Origin of the sequence: Actinoplanes hulinensis, from assembly GCF_019429605.1 — a bacterium.
Lineage (GTDB): Bacteria > Actinomycetota > Actinomycetes > Mycobacteriales > Micromonosporaceae > Actinoplanes > Actinoplanes campanulatus.
Genome location: NZ_JAHXZI010000031.1, coordinates 22,446 through 37,528, shown reverse-complemented (window position 1 = coordinate 37,528; position 15,083 = coordinate 22,446). Strand labels below are relative to the sequence as shown.

Genomic DNA, 15,083 nt, shown 5'->3' with positions numbered 1-15,083 from the left:
TCCGCCGCGCACCACCAGGTCACCAACCCTGACACGGCTCTGGCAGGGCTCTGGCACATCGATGGATGTTGTCAAGTATCAATCGACAGAATCCGACATGGATACCTAACTATCACGCGTATCGATGAACGTTCGGTAGTTGCCCTCCGAGGATCGGGAATGCCACACGAAAGAAGTCCTACCGTGACGTCCGCCACATCGCCTCTCATTGAGGAGCACGGATGCTCATACGGCTCACGATCCTCGGCATAGCAGCAATCACTGGCCTTTCGTCTCCGCACCCGCCCAGGCCGCGCCACCTCCGCAGGAACCGGGCGTGACCTTGCGGGTCTTCGATGTACAGAACCCACTGGACAAGATCTGCACCTTGAAGCCCGCCCAGACCCCGAACATCGACAAGCTGATGCCGACAATCAACTGGAGCGGCGGCGACTTCGGCATCGAGGACAACTTCGTCGCGCAGGTGCTCGGCAACGTCACCGTCCCGGCCGCCGGCACCTACACGTTCCGCCTGACCAGTGATGACGGCTCCCGCCTGAGCGTGGCCGACCAACTGGTGATCAACCACGACGGCCTGCACGGAGCGACGGCCAAGGAGGGCGCGGTCAATCTGGCGGCCGGCATCCACGCGCTGCGCATCGACCACTTCGAACGCGGTGGCGGGCAGGCACTGACCCTGGAATGGCGTGTCCCGTGCGCCAGCTCCTTCACGGTGGTGCCGAACTCGGCCCTGAGCACCGACGCGGGCGTGGTCCGCGTGACGGCGCCCGGCCGCAAGGAAGTGCGAGAGCGCCGGCGACAGCCCGGGCGACGGGCTGCCGCTGACCAACGGTGCGCCCCGACTACACCCCGACCAACCTGCGTCCCGGCTCCTTCCAGCCCAAGGTCACCGGCATGGACCCACCCAGGCGGCAACGGGCCCGATCAGACTTTCGGTCGGTCCACAGCGCCAATTTCTAGTTGGGCAGCCAAGCCAGTTGGTCCATCGTGGATAGATGGGAGGCCTGCAAGCCGGAGTCCGACAGCGTCCACAGGACGTTCCCGGCGACCAGTGAACGCTGAATCATCGACGGGTAGCCCTTCGCCGCGGGCTGGGAGACCTCGTCGGCCAACCTGATGTCGTCGGTCACCCGCAGCACGAGGGCCACGCTCTGCGAGTCCTGTCCGTTCCAGGACGACACCGGTGTGACCAGGAGGTTCGCAGCGGGCCACCAGAGCAGGGCGTGCGGGTCGTACTCGGCCTCGGAGTAGGCCCCGGGGACCTGGTACCGCGCCAGCCGCCGGGGCTTCGTCGGGTCCGAGACGTCGAAGAGCGACACCTGGGTACCCTGGGTCCGGCCGTCGCCGTCCGCCTCCTGCCCGATGCCGATCAGCCGGTCCGCGCCGACGGGTTGCAGGTGGGCGGAGTAGCCGGTGATCTTGAGTTCGCCGGTTACCGCAGGCTTCCCCGGATCGCTGAGGTCCAAACTGTACAGCGGATCGGTCTGCCGGAACGTGACGACGTAGCCACGGTTGCCGAGGAAACGGACGGAGTAGATCCGCTCGCCCTTGCCGAGCCCGTCGACGATGCCCATCTGCGCGAGTTCGCCGTTCTGTTCGGTCAGCACCCGCACCGCGGACCGGTCGGTCTTCGAATCGGTGGTGGCGACCCGAAGACGACTCTCCCATTCAGACAATGCGTACTGGTTGATCAGAAAGCCCGGTACGGTCCCGGCCGCCCGGTAGACCGGCGGCTGGCTTCCCTCAAGCGCGAACTTGTAGAGGTCCGTCTCCTGGCGTACCGGCTTCGCCGCCCGGCCGGCGAAGCGGTCGAAGCGCCAGCGCTGGTCACTAGCCAGGTAGAGGCTGTTCGCCGTGGCATACACGGTGTCGCCGTCGGCGACGACGGCGACCGGGTCGCCGCTGCCGAGGGCGGGCCGGGCCAGGTCGAAGGTCAGGATGCTGACGAGCGAGCCGCCCGAATAGTCAGTGGGCCGACTGACCCGACCGCAGTCGACCCTGCCGGTGGTAGTCACCGCACCGTCGGTCACCTGCCAGCCGGGCAGCCAGACATCCGCGGGGGCGCGGTCGATCGCGTCGCGGTTCTCGGCGATCCGCCGCTTCTCGTCCGAGATGGTGGGCAAGTCGGGAAACTGGATCCGCGGCGTCGTGCGGAGCACGATCCGCGCGGTGGCACCGGTCATCCGGGCGTCGACCAGCTCGCCCTCACCCTGGTACCGGCTGACGACCTTCGGCGGGCCGGACAGGTCGACGCGCAACAACTGGGGACCCTCGGCGATCTCGACCTTCTCGCCGACGACGAAGCTGCGCTGGTAACCGGCCGGCACCAGCACGAGGACGGAGTCGCCGGTGAGCAGCAACTGGAGTTGACCGGCGTGCTGGACACCCAGGTCAACCCTGCCGGTTTCCTTGCGGGTGGCCACGTCCACCACGCGCAGCACACCCTGGCTGACGGTGACGATCCGTCGGCCGTCGGTCTTGACCAGGTCGGGCTCGTCCGCCTCCGACTCGTGCACGTTGGTGCCGGAGAAGGCCGGCCCTGGGGCGCTGTCCAGCTTGCTCGCGGAGCCCTCCACGGTCCGGACAGAGTCGTCGAGAAGTTCGGGCCCGCCGCCGAAGCCATATGGTCCGACGCTGGCCTTCGCCGCCCGACGCAGATCGGCGATCAGCTGATCGCACGAGTCGAACGCCACCAGGCGCATCGCGGCGCCGGTGGACGGGGACGCCGCGGGCCGCGCACTGGGAGCCGCCGTGCAGCTGGCTAGCGGAGCGATGAAGACGAGGGCTGCGCACATGATCAGACGGCGTGACATGGGGGTGTGACGCCACGCGGCGGGTCCTGGTTCCGCGAGCAGCTGTCGAAGCCGGTTGCGGAGGCGTAGCAGGCCCGTTCAGCCGAGCTGGGCGGTGCCGGGTGCGGTGTGGGCGGGCCGTGGGGTGTCGGCGTGGGCGAGGATCCCGGCGACGGCGATCAGGCTGGCGGCACTGGTGCTGAGCAAGACGGTCAGGTAGCCGCCGGTAGCGGTGAGCAGAAGGGCCGCGGCCAGGGGTGCGCCGGCTTTGGCGAGGGTGACGAACGCGGCGAGAGTGCCGGCGATGCCGGCGTACGCGCCGGTGCCGTACCGGTCGGCGAGAAGCTGCGGGGTGGCGAGGCTGACGATGCCGAAGCCGATCCCGAACGCGGTGACGGCGAGGATCGCTCCGGGCCGGCCTGGTCGACGCCGAACGGCGCGGCAGTTGGGTGTACTACCGCGCCCGGCCGGACATGATGCGGCAATTGGCCAGCCTGCTCACCTGACGCACCCCGCCGGCGTTTCGCTCGGGTGGCAGTGGTGGGCGCCCTGTCGCCTTGGGAAGCCACACTCAACCCGTTCAACCGACGTTCGCTTGCCAGATCACTTTTACCTCAGCAATCATTGAGTCAATGAACGCTGATTCTTTGTCGCTGACGGCGCGGGCCCGGGTGCACGCGGCCCTCGGCGACCCCGCCCGCCTCGCCATCGTCGACGCGCTCATCCTCGGCGACGCCTCCCCCGGCGAGATCGCCGCCGACCTCGCCATGCCCACCAATCTGGTCGCCCACCACGTCAAGGTCCTCCAGGAAGCGGGCCTGCTCGCGCGCACCAGGTCTGAGGGCGACCGCCGCCGCACCTACCTGCGGCTGGTCACTGGCGTGCTGTCATCGCTCACCACACCAAACCTGGAGAGCGCGGAGCGGGTGGTGTTCGTCTGCACCCACAACTCGGCCCGCTCCCAGCTGGCCGCCGCGCTGTGGCGTGACCGCATCGGCGGCGAGGTCGCCTCCGCCGGCACCGCCCCCGCCCCACGGGTGCATCCACGGGCGGTCCGGGTCGCCCACGAACACGGCCTCGCCCTCGACCCCACCGGCACCAACCATGTCGACGACATCCTCGGCGAGGGCGACCTGATCATCGCGGTCTGCGACAACGCCCACGAAGACCTCACCGGCCCGATCCGCCCGCGCCTGCACTGGTCCGTGCCCGACCCCGCCCGCGTCGACACCGACGAGGCGTTCGAGGCCGCCTACACCGACCTGGCCGACCGCATCGACCGGATCGCCCCCGCCATCCACACCGGAGCCGACCACGGCTGACCCCAGCCGCCCAGTGACATCCCCGCCAACGGAACCGGAGCCATTTCAACCCATGTACCAGATCACCCTGTGGCGGCGCCTGCTCGCCGAGTTGCTCGGCACGATGCTGCTGGTCACCGCCGTCGTCGGCTCCGGCATCATGGCGGTCCAACTGTCCCCGAACGACGTCGGCCTGCAACTACTCGAGAACTCAGTCGCCACCGCATTCGCCCTCGGCGCGCTGATCCTCACCTTCGGCCCGATCTCCGGCGCCCACTTCAACCCGATCGTCTCCGCCGCCGACTGGTTCCTCGGCCGCCGGACCGGCACCGGCCTGAAGATCAAAGACCTTGGCGGGTACGCCGTAGCGCAAACCCTCGGAGCGATCGCCGGATCGATCCTGGCCAACCTGATGTTCAACCTGGCACCCGTCACCATGTCGACCAAGGACCGCACCGCCGGCAACCTGTGGCTCGGCGAAATCGTCGCCGTCGTCGGCCTGCTTCTACTGATCTTCGCCCTCGCCCGATCCGGGCGCGCCGCCGTCGCCCCGGCCGCGGTCGGCGCCTACATCGGCGCCGCCTACTGGTTCACCAGCAGCACCAGCTTCGCCAACCCGGCCGTCACCATCGGCCGCGCCTTCACCGACACCTTCGCCGGCATCGCCCCGACCTCGGTGCCCGGCTTCGTCATCGCACAGATAGCCGGCCTGGTCATCGGCGTCGGAGTTCTGCTCGCCCTTTACCCGACGGCCGGTGATGCCGCCGACGATGTCGTCGTCGAGCCCAGCCGTGCCCTCTGAGATTCATCCCTCGAGAAAGTGACACTCATGAGCACCACAAAGCCCACCGTCCTGTTCGTCTGCGTTCACAACGCCGGCCGCTCCCAGATGGCCGCCGGATGGCTGCGCCACCTCGCCGGCGATCGCGTCGAAGTCCGCTCCGCCGGCTCCGCCCCCGCCGAGACGATCAACCCTGCAGCGGTCGAGGCCATGAAAGAGGTCGGCATCGACATCACCGGCCAGACCCCCACCAAGCTGACCTGGGAAGGAGCCCTGGAGCCCGACGTGATCATCACGATGGGCTGCGGTGACGCCTGCCCCGTCTTCCCCGGCAAACGCTACGAGGACTGGAAGCTCGAGGACCCGGCCGGCAAGGGCGTCGACGCCGTCCGCCCGATCCGCGACGAGATCCGTACGCGGATCGAGGTCCTGCTCGCAGATCTGCTCCCGCCTGCCTGATCCCGCATGCCGGAAGGGCAGCGGCATCAGGTCCGAGCGCTGCCGCAAGCAGTCGCAGCCGGGTGCACAACCGCAGGCATCCGGACTCTCCGGCGCCGTCTCCGTCGCGGTGCCAGTGCGCAGCAGGCGTCGCCGCGCCAGGCCTCGCGGCCTTCCTTGACCGCGACTACGGACCCGATGACGAGGGCGGCGACCGGGTCGGCCCAGGACCAGCCGAACAGGCTGTTGACTGCCAGGCCCACCAGCAGGACCGCAGAGAGGTACGTGCACAGCAGGGTCTGCTTGGAGTCGGCGACGGCCGAACGGGAGCCGAGTTCGCGGCCCGCCCGCCGCTGGGCGTACGACAGGCCAGGCATGATCGCCAGCGAGAGGGCGGCCAGAATCAGGCCCACGCCGGAGTGCTCGGCCTCCGCGCCGCCGACCAGTGCCCGGATCGACTCGACGCTCACGTACACGGCCAGGGCGAAGAATGAGACCGCGATGACACGCAGCGCGGCCCTCTCCCGCCGCTGCGGATCTTTACCGGTGAACTGCCAGGCCACCGCCGCGGCCGAGGACACCTCGATCACCGAGTACAGGCCGAAGCCGATCAGCGCGGTCGAGGAGGCGACGGTGCCCGCGGTGATCGCGACGACTGCCTCGTTGACGTTGTAGGTGATGGTCGCGGCGACCAGCAGACGCACTCGCCGGTGCAGCGCGGTCCGGCGTTGCGGCGACGGGCCGGCCGGGGTGATCTGGATCAGCGGTCCGGTCATCAGCAGCAGCCCATCGTCGCGGAGTCCGGGCAGGCGTCGGGATCCACGGCGAGCACCACGCCCAGCAGGTCACCCAGGGTGTGGGCCAGCCGGGGGTCGGCGAGTTCGTAGCGGACCCGCCTACCTTCCGGGACGGCCACGACCAGGCCGCAGCCGCGCAGGCAGGTCAGGTGGTTCGACACGTTCTGCCGGGTCGCGCCGAGCAACTCGGCCAGCTGCGCCGGATATCCCGGACCGTCGAGCAGCGCCAGGAGCAGCCGCGCCCGGGTCGGATCCGAGATGGCGTGCCCGAACCGGGCCAGCACCGCGCCGTGAGTCAACGTCCGCACACCCGAACAGTACAGCTATGGCTGTACTGTTCGCAGCCTGCAGACGCTGCGATAATCGAGCGCCGTGACCTGTCCGACAAGCCCGGCCTCAGCCTGGGCGGGCACCGCCCGCATCCGGCTGAGGCGGTCACCGTCCTGCGGGTTATCAAGGCGGCGCGGCGTCTCGGATTCACCCTCGACGAGGTCGCCGGGCGCCGTTTACAGTCACTCCGATCTCGGCTTGACCGGGAGTTCGATGGTGAAGGTGGTGCCGGGGCCGTCGTGGTCGTTAAGGGTGATGGTGCCTTGGTGGCGTTCGATGATGGTGCGGGCGATGACCAGGCCGAGACCGGTGCCGGGAATACATCGGTCGAGCGCGCTGGAGGCGCGGTAGAAACGGCGGAAGAGGCGGGGTCGTTCAGCGGCGGGAATCCCGATACCGGTGTCGGCGACGGACCAGGTGATGGTCCGGCCGGTGTCGTCGAGGGCGGCGGTAATGGTGATCGTTCCGTAAGCCGGCGTGTACTTGACGGCGTTCGACACCAGGTTGTCGGCGACTTGGCGTAGCCGGTCCGGGTCGGCGTGCAACTCGAGCTGTTCAGGCAGCTGTGTGGTGATGGTGAGGCCTTTGCCGGCGGCTGGTGAGGCGGCGGCGTCCACCACTTGCCGGATGATGGCGCACAGATCGGTGCTGGTGGGGTTGATGGCGAGGTGCCCGGACTCCAGCCGGGCCAGGTCGAGCAGATCGTCGGCCATGACTGACAGCCGTTCGGCGTTACGGGTGACGATGCGCAGGTAGTGCCGTTGTTCGTCGTGGGTAAGGTCGTCGAATTCCTCTTGCAGGAGAGTGACGGTGCCGGTGATCGCGGCGAGCGGGTTGCGTAGTTCGTGGGTAACCATGGCGAGGAACTCGTCCTTGGTACGGGCCAGTTCGATGGCGAGTTCTTCGGCGCGGCGCCGTTCCACGTACTGCCCGATCTGGGCGGCGAGGCCGCTGAACAGGCCCAGCAGGGTGTCTTCCGGGTCTTCGACGCGGTCCCCGTAGACGCACAGCGCGCCGATGACATGGCCGGCCGCGCACAACGGGACGCCGATGGCGACACGTAGTCCGATCCGGGCGGCGGCCCGGCTGCGTGGAGATTCGGTGTCAGCGCCCAGGTTGGGTATCCAGTGCGCCGTGCCGTCTTCGCATACCCGGCCGGGCAGCGTGATGCCGGGCTCCACGGTGTCGACGGCGAAGTCGTGCAGCCGCCGGCCGGGATGGGCGTAACGGGCGGCGCAGTTCAGCAGTTGCCGGTCGTCGTCGACGACCCACAGCTCGGTGACCGGCCAGCCCATCCTGACGCCGAGAGCCTCGACAACCCGGGCCGCGGCGGTGGTGCTGGAGTCGGCTTCGGCCAGGCCGCGGATGACGGCGGCTTCGGTGGCGGCGAACCGGCCGGCTCGCTGGGCGGTGGTGATGTCGTGGGCGAAGACGTGAAACACCCGGCCGGTGGGCTCGTCGGTGGCAATCATTGTCATCTCGATCGGGACCTCGTGACCGTTGGCGTGCCAGGCGGCCCACTGCAGCCGCCGGTCCCGCGTCTGCCCGGGCAGCCCGCTGGCCAGTGCCGCGATTTCGGCCCGGCCGGCGGCCCGCATTTCTGGATGCATGATCAGCTCCACCACGGACCGGCCGCACGCCTGCGCTGAGGTGTAGCCAAACGTGGTCTCCGCAGCGGGGTTCCAGGCGATCACCCGCCCGGTGGCGTCAAACGCGAGATAGGCGTCCAGCGCCGCGGCAAGCACGGCCGGCAGGCGGGGCAGTGCGGCGCCGGAGTTACCGAAACTCTCAGACTCTGCTGGCATCGGCTCCCCCTCCCATGAAAACGGTGCGATCGACCTGGCCGCATCGCCCCTGCCCGCAACGCTTATCGCGTACGGGACCGGGCCGGGCCCGGTAAGGGGCCATGCCTGGGCGGTATCGGCTGTTGGCTTCCCGCCCGCGTTCGGCCTCCCGGCGTAGCAGCGGTGAAAAGATTTTTGCGGTAATCAGATCTGCGAGCCCTTCGGCCAGGAAGGCGACCTTGCCGGCCATCGATGCGAGGGTGATGAACAGGAAAAGGACCAGTACGCCGAGTGCCATGACGACAAGTCTTCGCCCGATCGGCTGTGGCCGAAAGCGGCAGAAATGCCATATACATTAAATATCCTGCCAACCCGCCGTAACCTGTGTCACATGCTGCGTAACGTGGCCGTGATCGCCCTCCCCGAGGTCGCGGCCTTCGAGCTGGGCGTGCTCTGCGAGCTGTTCGGATATGACCGCAGCGACGAGGGTCTGCCCACATACGACTTCGCCGTCTGCTCGCTCGACGGGCGCCCGGTGCCCACCCACACCGGCTTCGCCATCAGCGTCCAGAACGACCTGTCCCGGGTCGAGGAGGCAGACCTGGTCGCCGTCGCGCGCTACTACCACAACGGCTACGCGGTGGCCCCCGAGGTGATCGGGGCGCTGCGCCGGGCGTACGAGCGGGGCGCCTGGGTGATGAGCGTGTGCACCGGCGCGTTCGCGCTGGGCGAGGCCGGCCTGCTCGACGGGCGCCGCTGCACGACCCACTGGCGGCACACCGACGAACTGGCCCAGCGCTACCCGGCCGCCAAGGTCGACCCCGACGTGCTCTACGTCCAGGACGGCAAGATCCTGACCAGCGCGGGCACCGCCGCGAGCCTGGATGCCGGGCTGCATCTCGTACGCCAGGAGCACGGCACCGCGATCGCCACCGCCCTGGCCCGGCGGTTGGTCGTGCCGCCGCACCGGGACGGCGGCCAGGCGCAGTTCATCGAGACCCCGCTGCAACCGGTTCAGTGCGAGACGCTGCAACCGGTGCTCACCCACCTGCTCGGCACGCTGGACCAGCCGCACACCGTCGACACGATGGCCGAGTTCGCCCACATGGCGCCGCGCACGTTCGTCCGCAAGTTCCGCAACGAGACCGGCGCGACCCCGCACGACTGGCTCACCAATCAGCGGCTACTGCTCGCCCGCCGGCTGCTCGAGGACTCCGACCTCGGCGTGCACACGATCGCCGAGCGGGCCGGCTTCGGCAGCGCGGCCACCCTGCGGCATCACTTCGCCCAGCGGCTGAGCATCACCCCGCAGGCGTACCGCGGAACGTTCCGGTCACACTCGGCATAAGCCCCCGGGCCGCTACCAGGGCCTTGCCGGCCGTGGTGGCGTCGGAGTCGCAGAGGACGATCTCGCCGATGGCGCCGCAGTCCACCCATGCGCACACGCCGAAGTTGATCTCGTACGCGGTGTAGCCTTCGCACTTGACCGACCCGCCAAACCGGCCGGGTCCACCGGGTGGTGGTCGCGGAGCTGGTGGCCCCCCGGGGCCGAAGTAGCCCGGCTGCCGGCGCTGGGCGCCACCCGTGATGTCGGGCGGAACGGCGATGAGGGGCTCACCGCTCTCGCCGCCCCGAAGGCAACGAGTTCTGCGTACTTCATCGCCCGTGAGGACCAGCGAACCTGCGCGGCTACGACGGAACTTCGCTTCGGGCGGATAACCGCTCTTGTCGCTGAGACGGTTCAGGGCCCGGAGCGGCTCGTGTGCCGGGAGTGCTCGGCGAGTTCGGCCAGCCGGCGCAGGGCTTCGACGTTGCGCCGGTACAGGGCCAAGTCGTTGATCTTGTTCTTGAACCAGTGCAGCGAACTCGCCCGGAAGTCCTCGTACATGGTTACCCGGGTCTCGCCCGCGTTTGTAAGTTCGAGGGTGATACGAACAGTGGCCTCACCGAGCGGCCAGATCCCGGCGCGCAGCGCGATTCCCCGTCTCGGGGTCAGGGCAGTCACGGTCGACGTGTCATTGATCGAGAGCGGCCACGGACCAACCTTATGGTGCAATCGCGAGCCCGGCTGTGGCCACGACGCGTCAACGTCACGGAATTGGGCCGTCCCCACGACCCAGTCGCTGTAGGTCCAGCCGTCGGCCAGGATCGCGTACACCTGCTCGGCCGCGGCGCGCATCGTACGAGGCACCTTCGCCATGACTGTCAGTTACCCGGCTGCCTGCGCGGCGAACACGTGACCAGCATGTTTACGGCTGAGGCGAGGGGTGAGCTGCGGATGCGTAACGCGACCACAGCTCGACCGCTGCTCGCGTCACCGTGGCGATCGTGTACGCGACCTCGTCGACCAGTTCCCGAGCCAGGAACCCGGTCCGGCCGAAGCGTGGGGCCAGCCGCTGGCCGGTGACCGCGTAGGCGAAGGCGCCCCAGCAGGCGGCCTGTTCTACACGGTGGTCGACGCGGCTGACGGCGCCGCAAGCACTGCGGGCGGTACGCCCGGTGACCCACGCCCCGTGACCGCGTTGGCCACCGCGACGCTGCGCAAGCCGTTCCTTCCCCGGGAACTGGTGAGCTGTGGGCAGAACGCCGTGCAGTCCGGCCACCGCGACTGCCAGAATCCGGCCGCCTGCCAGTAGACGCCGTCACGGTCAGGTGCTGCTGTGACTGGCTCCCCGTTTGTCAGAGGCGCGGCAGGGTGGCAAAGATCAGGGGTCTGAGGCGGTGGGACAGGCGGCACTGGTCACCTATACGGTCGAGCCTCGTACTGCGACCGAGGTCAGATTCTGCAGTCCGTCGGCGGCGCGCAGCAGGGTCGGAGCCCTGCTGGCCGCGTCGATACCGGCCACGTGTTCTGGCCGACGAGGGCGGCAACTATATGGTCGGTGCCGTTGCCGACGAAGCTGAGGTCGTCGATACCTTGGTTCAAGGAACTGACGCCGGCAAGCAGCGTCGGCTCTTCCCGACGCAGCCCGCTCACCCGTCGCCGGTCGCCGTAGGCCCTTGCCAGGGGTAGGTCCCGCAGCGCCCATGATCACCGGGGCGGCGGCACACCACCCATCGTCGTGCGCGGTTCTTCCGCGCGCTTTGCGTCCCGAACTATATGCTCGATCGACATGTGCTCGCGGCCGCTGATCACGACGTGAGGCGGAGGTGTTGGTGGCCGATCTGCTGCAGTTGCTCGATCACCTGTTGACGGTGTCGCACCATGCCCGGCCCGAAGACATCGCGGCCGCGGCGACGCGGTTCGCGCCGCTGGTCGACGCTCGGGAAGTGGTCGTCTATCTCGTCGACTACGACCAACGACAGTTACGGCCACTGCCCGGTCCGGACACTCCCTCCAGGGCTCCGATCGCTGTCGACGGCACCCTGCCCGGCCGGGCGTTCGCACTGACCGAGATCTACGAGACCACGAACGAACAGGCACACCACCTGTGGGTGCCACTGCTCGACGGCACCGAGCGCCTCGGCGTACTGGAAGCCGTCACCGATGCCATATCCGACCAGCACCGGCGTGACCTCCCGGTGGTGGCCAGCCTGCTGGCCGAACTGGTGATGACCCGGCGGGCCTACGGCGACGCCGTCGAACTCACCCGCCGTCAGCGCCCGATGCAGCTGGCCGCTGAAGTGTTGTGGAATCTCCTGCCACCGCTGACCTTCATCGGCCACGGCATCGCTGTCAGCGCCGCGCTGGAACCCTGCTACGACGTCGGCGGTGACGCGTTCGACTATGCCGTCAACGGCGACATCCTGCACCTGGCGATCTTCGACGCCGCCGGTCACGGCCTCGACGCCAGCACGATCACCTCGCTGGCGATCAACGCCTACCGCAACGCCCGCCGCAGCGGCCTCGACCTGGCGGCCATCTACGACTCGGTCGACGACTGGATAGCCCGCAAACACCCGCAGGCCTTCGTCACCGCTGTCCTGTGCGAACTCGACACCGCCACCGGCGCATTACGCCGAATCTCCGCCGGACATCCCGCCGAGCTGCTCCTGCGCGAAGGCAAACTGGTCACGGACTTCGTCGCGCCCACCGCGTTGCCGCTCGGGTTCGGCCGCCGGTTCGGGCGCGTCCCCACGGTGACGGAGGAAACCCTGCAGCCCGGCGACCAGATACTGCTCTACAGCGACGGCGTCATCGAAGCCCGCACCCACGACAACGAGTTCTTCGGCACCGCCAGACTTGTCGAGTTCATCACCCGTGCCCTGGCCGGCCGGCTCTCGGCGCCCGAAACCATGCGCCGGCTCGTCCACGCCATTCTCGAGCACCAGCACGGACAACTGCAGGACGACGCGACCGCGGTCCTCGTCGAATGGCAACCGGCAACAACGCCCGGCACCGACCCACTGCCCTGAGAGGGCGGCGGTCGAATGGCTGGTCTCGGTGGCCTTGCGGGCGAGGGGGTCGGGCAGCATACCGGCCGCATTTCCGTTTCATGGCTGGTCAAACAGGCACTCGGCCGCCCATGAAACTGCCGTCACCGCGCGGGCCCCTGTCCAGCGCCCTGATCGACACCCTCAGCGGTGGTTCCGGTGGCCTGACCGTCGAACCCGGCGACATCGAGGACTTCCACCTGTGATCCACCGGTCGGTCTATCAGTTGCGTGAGGCCGACCCGCACACCTGGGCGATCCCGCGACTGGCGGGCCGGATCAAGGCCGCGCTGGTCGAGATTCAGCTCGACGAGTACGGTGCGGGCGTCACCGGGCGGATGCATCAGGAGTTGTTCAAGCAGACGATGACCTGGTTGTCGTCACTGCCGAACCGGGCGTACGGCATCGGTCTTCGCCGTCTCGGCGGTGACGCGGCCGCGACGGCGTTCTACCTGGCGGCGTCTTCGTCAGGACGCCCTGGCTATGCTCTTCACCCGATGGAAAGCAGCCCTTCGTACCGCCAAGCCAGCCGGGCACGGCTTCGTGACATCCTGATCGGTGCCGCTCGGGACCTCGCTGTGGAGCGCGGCTGGGAGAACGTGCGTATGGCTGACGTGGCTCGCGCCGCCGGAGTCAGCCGGCAGACGGTTTACAACGAATTCGACGGCCGCGGCGGGCTCGCCGAAGCGCTGGCGCTGCGCGAGATCAATCAATTCGCTGCAGAGGTACGGAGCCGACTCTTTGGCCATGGCGGCGACGTACGCGCCGCCGGACATGCCGCGATTCTGCACACCCTGCAGGAAGCTGCCCGCAATCCGTTGGTCCATGCCATCCTGACCGGCGCGCGCGGCCGAGCCGACGAGTTGCTTCCCTACCTCACCACCCGCTCCGGCGCTGTGCTGGCAACCGCCGGAGCGGTCATTGAGGAGTGGGCGGGGGTTCATGTACCTGACCTCGAACCCAAAACTGTCACGCTGGCCGCGGAGTCCATCGTGCGGCTTACCGTCAGCCACATCCTCCTGCCGCTCGCGTCCCCGGCCGAGTCCGCCGACGCGCTCGCTGACGTGTTCGTGCGCCTGATGCGCTGAAATCAGTCAAGCAGGGGCGGATCGGAAGACGTCCCGGCACAACGGGGGCGATGGGGTGGGACGCCTTCCGATACCGAAGCGGACTGTACATCAACCTAGCCCGTGTAAACTATATCGACGCTCTTCGCGTCAATGTCAACACTCGCGTCGACGCCTCCGGGATGCCTCATTCACGTTTGACGGGGTGACGAACCATGTCCATTTGCTTGACATAATCACCATCGATGTAAAGCATCGGGGCATGGACACCGCCGTAACGCCGTGGCGCGACGCCAAACGCCCGCTCTGGCCGCTCGCGCTCGTCGTGCCAGCGCTGCCGTTCGCCGCAGTGCTGCTCGCCGTGGGCACCGGCTCCATGTGGGCCTGGTGGCTGACCCCGCTCTTCATCCTCGGTGTCATCCCGCTCATCGATGTCGTCATCGGCGACGACCACGCGAACCCACCCGAGGAGGCGGTGCCCGCGCTGCAGGCCTCGCCGTACTACCGCTGGATCACCTACCTCTTCCTGCCCGCCCAATACGCCGCCCTCGCTGTCACCTGCGCGGCCTGGGTCGCCGGCCCAGGACCGATCGGCGGCATCGGGCTCGTGCTCACCACGGGGCTGGTCAACGGCATCGCCATCAACACCGCCCACGAGCTGGGCCACAAGCGGGAGGCGGTGGAACGCTGGCTTTCCAAGATCGCTCTGGCGCCGACCGGGTACGGGCACTTCTGACCTCGGCCGAGGAGCTGCCGAGCTTGCCGACCGTCTCGTTGGTCGCCTGAGCCACGCTGACCGCCTCGGTCGCGACGGCCGCAGCCTCGCTGGCGTTCTGCGCGATCGCCCGGATCGCGGCGCCGATCTCGGTGCTTCCAGCAGCGACGGCGTCGACATTCACCGACACCTGCGCGGCGGCTCGGGTGACCTTCTGAGCCTGTGCGCTGGTCTCGTCGGCCGACGCGGCAATCTGTTCAGCTGTCCGGGACAGGTCGTCAGAAGAGCCGGCGAGCGAGTCGGCGTGTCCGGACACCACACCGACCGTACCCCGCAGGGATTGGACGGTCTCGTTCAGCGCCGTCCCCAACCGACCGAGCTGGTCCTCGCGCCTGATGTCGACTTCCATGGTCAGGTCTCCCTTGGCGAGCCTGCCGAGCGCGGCGACGACGACCGACAACGGCCGGACGACGGAGCGCGTGACCACAATGGCGAGCACGACGGCCAGGGCCGGCGCGACGAGCAGAGCACCGCCGAGGGCGTACCGGCTCACCCGATCGGCGTCCTGGCTCTGCTTCCGGGCCTCATCGACCCTCTTGTCCACGGACTTCCCCAAGGCGTCGGCCGTGTCGTAGATCGTGCCGAGGGACTCCGCCGCGGGGGGTTCCTCCAGCCGCCGCAGGGCCCGGCGCGAGCAAGGTCTCG

The 15,083-nt window shown here is 68.6% G+C and carries 14 protein-coding genes and 3 pseudogenes; 10 read left to right on the top strand and 7 right to left on the bottom strand.

Going from position 1 to position 15,083, the window contains the following annotated elements; translation table 11 throughout:
• Positions 1 to 316: 316 nt before the first annotated feature.
• Positions 317 to 655: pseudogene (locus KZ829_RS43670) on the top strand (PA14 domain-containing protein); the annotation flags it as partial.
• 301 nt (positions 656 to 956) lie between these two features.
• On the opposite strand, the gene KZ829_RS39175 reads toward KZ829_RS43670, so the two are convergent.
• Positions 957 to 2,795, bottom strand: coding sequence for a beta-propeller domain-containing protein (locus KZ829_RS39175; RefSeq protein ID WP_220148899.1), 1,839 nt, complete (start codon positions 2,793 to 2,795; stop codon positions 957 to 959).
• Positions 2,796 to 3,205: 410 nt separating this feature from the next.
• Between KZ829_RS39175 and KZ829_RS43665 the strand changes: the two are divergent.
• The 4 genes and pseudogenes from KZ829_RS43665 to KZ829_RS43655 all read left to right on the top strand — a co-directional run.
• Positions 3,206 to 3,298 (top strand): annotated as a pseudogene (locus KZ829_RS43665) (transcriptional regulator); the annotation flags it as partial.
• A gap of 126 nt (positions 3,299 to 3,424) precedes the next feature.
• On the top strand, positions 3,425 to 4,114 hold the full coding sequence (locus KZ829_RS39170) for an arsenate reductase/protein-tyrosine-phosphatase family protein (RefSeq protein ID WP_220148898.1): 690 nt from the start codon (positions 3,425 to 3,427) through the stop codon (positions 4,112 to 4,114).
• Positions 4,115 to 4,166: 52 nt separating this feature from the next.
• Positions 4,167 to 4,874: pseudogene (locus KZ829_RS43660) on the top strand (aquaporin); the annotation flags it as partial.
• Between the two features lie 48 nt (positions 4,875 to 4,922).
• Complete coding sequence (locus KZ829_RS43655) at positions 4,923 to 5,333, top strand: arsenate reductase ArsC (protein ID WP_246637009.1); 411 nt, start codon at positions 4,923 to 4,925, stop codon at positions 5,331 to 5,333.
• A 26-nt stretch (positions 5,334 to 5,359) separates the two neighbouring features.
• Here the strand turns inward: KZ829_RS43655 and KZ829_RS39160 are convergent, their stop codons facing one another.
• The 4 genes from KZ829_RS39160 to KZ829_RS39145 all read right to left on the bottom strand — a co-directional run bounded on the left by KZ829_RS39160 (position 5,360) and on the right by KZ829_RS39145 (position 8,521).
• Positions 5,360 to 6,088: a cation diffusion facilitator family transporter gene (locus tag KZ829_RS39160; protein ID WP_220148897.1), complete on the bottom strand. Its 729-nt coding sequence runs from the start codon at positions 6,086 to 6,088 to the stop codon at positions 5,360 to 5,362.
• A complete protein-coding gene (locus KZ829_RS39155; protein WP_220148896.1) occupies positions 6,088 to 6,417 on the bottom strand; it encodes an ArsR/SmtB family transcription factor in 330 nt (109 codons plus the stop codon). Before KZ829_RS39155 ends, KZ829_RS39160 begins: the two co-directional genes overlap by 1 nt.
• Before the next feature lie 204 nt (positions 6,418 to 6,621).
• Entirely contained in the window at positions 6,622 to 8,244 is a 1,623-nt protein-coding gene (locus KZ829_RS39150) for a sensor histidine kinase (RefSeq protein WP_220148895.1), read from the bottom strand.
• Positions 8,228 to 8,521, bottom strand: a complete 294-nt coding sequence (locus tag KZ829_RS39145) for a hypothetical protein (protein WP_220148894.1) — start codon at positions 8,519 to 8,521, stop codon at positions 8,228 to 8,230. Before KZ829_RS39145 ends, KZ829_RS39150 begins: the two co-directional genes overlap by 17 nt.
• A gap of 93 nt (positions 8,522 to 8,614) precedes the next feature.
• On the opposite strand from KZ829_RS39145, the gene KZ829_RS39140 reads away from it, so the two are divergent.
• Complete coding sequence (locus KZ829_RS39140) at positions 8,615 to 9,571, top strand: GlxA family transcriptional regulator (RefSeq protein WP_220148893.1); 957 nt, start codon at positions 8,615 to 8,617, stop codon at positions 9,569 to 9,571.
• Positions 9,572 to 9,964: 393 nt separating this feature from the next.
• On the opposite strand, the gene KZ829_RS39135 is transcribed toward KZ829_RS39140, so the two are convergent.
• Positions 9,965 to 10,402, bottom strand: coding sequence for an SRPBCC family protein (locus KZ829_RS39135; RefSeq protein ID WP_246637008.1), 438 nt, complete (start codon positions 10,400 to 10,402; stop codon positions 9,965 to 9,967).
• Positions 10,403 to 10,736: 334 nt separating this feature from the next.
• Between KZ829_RS39135 and KZ829_RS44300 the strand changes: the two genes are divergently transcribed.
• From KZ829_RS44300 to KZ829_RS39120, 4 genes are all read left to right on the top strand, one after another.
• The gene (locus KZ829_RS44300; RefSeq protein WP_281428350.1) at positions 10,737 to 10,859 is read left to right on the top strand and encodes a hypothetical protein; all 123 of its coding nucleotides are present in this window, start codon (positions 10,737 to 10,739) and stop codon (positions 10,857 to 10,859) included.
• A gap of 520 nt (positions 10,860 to 11,379) precedes the next feature.
• Positions 11,380 to 12,579, top strand: coding sequence for a PP2C family protein-serine/threonine phosphatase (locus KZ829_RS39130; RefSeq protein WP_220148891.1), 1,200 nt, complete (start codon positions 11,380 to 11,382; stop codon positions 12,577 to 12,579).
• A gap of 220 nt (positions 12,580 to 12,799) precedes the next feature.
• Positions 12,800 to 13,684 (top strand): iron-containing redox enzyme family protein, encoded by an 885-nt coding sequence (locus tag KZ829_RS39125; RefSeq protein WP_220148890.1) that lies wholly within the window; start codon positions 12,800 to 12,802, stop codon positions 13,682 to 13,684.
• A 241-nt stretch (positions 13,685 to 13,925) separates the two neighbouring features.
• The gene (locus tag KZ829_RS39120; RefSeq protein WP_246637007.1) at positions 13,926 to 14,399 is read left to right on the top strand and encodes a fatty acid desaturase family protein; all 474 of its coding nucleotides are present in this window, start codon (positions 13,926 to 13,928) and stop codon (positions 14,397 to 14,399) included.
• Here KZ829_RS39120 and KZ829_RS39115 read toward each other — a convergent pair.
• Positions 14,305 to 14,982 carry a HAMP domain-containing protein gene (locus KZ829_RS39115; RefSeq protein WP_220148889.1) on the bottom strand — a complete coding sequence of 226 codons (678 nt, stop codon included), beginning with the start codon at positions 14,980 to 14,982 and terminating at the stop codon, positions 14,305 to 14,307. The two genes, KZ829_RS39120 and KZ829_RS39115, sit on opposite strands and share 95 nt — an antisense overlap.
• Positions 14,983 to 15,083 lie beyond the last annotated feature (101 nt).